Here is a 703-nt window from a genome sequence, read left to right on the forward strand (position 1 = left end):
GTATTAGAATAATTCCCTTTAAAGAAGCGACGCTTCTTCCGAATAATAGACTGAATGTTAAGCTCACTCATTAATCGATATACCTTTTTGTGATTTATAAAATAACCCTCTTCTTCTAAAGCAATTTTCATACGTGGATAACCATATTCTTTGTGCTTTAGGTGAATAGATTGAATTACCTTTTTTAATCGTTTATCGGATTCTAGTCGTATGTTGTTCATACTTTTTGTATGAACCCACTTATAGTAACTTGAGCGATGTACACCCGCAAAATTAGTAAGCCATATAACGGGATATTTTCTCTTTAGTAATTCAATGATATGATATCGTTCTTTATATTTTAGTACGCCCCCATTTACAGATTTGGATACTGCTTTTTTAAATATTCAACCTGAGCCTTATAGTAATCACGCTCTTCTTCAACAGTTTTAAAATGAATCCGTTTACCTTTTAAAGGGTTCGGTATACCTTTCATTTTATTATTTTCCCCACGAGTATCTGTAATTTCACCACATTCTTTATATTTTTTCACCCAATTTTTAAGTTGTGTAGAGCTTCTAATCTGATATTTCTCCGCTATCATATCGTAGCTTCCTTCACCGTTTAAATAACTTTGAACAGCTGATAACTTTATCTCATTTGAGTATGTATTAAATGTTGTACCTTTTTTGGCCATGAAAAATCCCCTCCAAGTAATAGTGTA

The 703-nt window shown here is 32.1% G+C and carries 2 protein-coding genes; both read right to left on the minus strand.

Annotation, left to right across the window (positions count from 1 at the left end; all coding sequences use genetic code 11):
- Window positions 1-221, minus strand: a 221-nt coding sequence (locus tag JDS92_RS30055) for an IS3 family transposase (protein ID WP_199633040.1), incomplete at its 3' end; no start/stop codon positions are given.
- 134 nt (window positions 222-355) lie between these two features.
- A partial coding sequence (locus JDS92_RS30060; protein WP_242476060.1) for a helix-turn-helix domain-containing protein occupies window positions 356-703 on the minus strand: 348 nt, incomplete at its 5' end.

Source organism: Bacillus cereus group sp. N12 (assembly GCF_016483575.1).
Classification (GTDB): Bacteria; Bacillota; Bacilli; order Bacillales; family Bacillaceae_G; genus Bacillus_A; species Bacillus_A toyonensis.